Genomic DNA, 337 nt, shown 5'->3' with positions numbered 1-337 from the left:
ACTTTTTTGGACGCCCACTTCAAGATTTACGCATATCTGTCATTGATCGTTGCAATTTTAGATGTACATATTGTATGCCAGCGGAAGTATTTGGGCCTGATTATGCTTTTTTGAAAGATGAGTTTTTACTAACGTTTGATGAAATTGAGCGTTTGGCAAAAGTGTTTGTTAGCATCGGTGTACGAAAAATTAGAATTACTGGTGGCGAACCACTGCTTCGTAAAGATTTAACAAAACTTATTGCACGTCTTGTGAAAATTGATGGATTAGTAGATATAGGATTAACGACAAATGCTATTCATTTAACGAAACAAGCAAAGGCATTAAAAGAAGCTGG

1 protein-coding gene is annotated in these 337 nt (G+C 35.6%); it reads left to right on the top strand.

Features of this window, described 5'->3' with window-relative positions:
- On the top strand, window positions 1-337 hold a 337-nt coding region (locus SB775_RS28180), incomplete at both ends, for a radical SAM protein (protein WP_410864468.1).

The sequence above is a fragment of the Peribacillus sp. SIMBA_075 genome (assembly GCF_046534585.1).
This window is presented reverse-complemented; position numbering and strand designations above follow the sequence as displayed.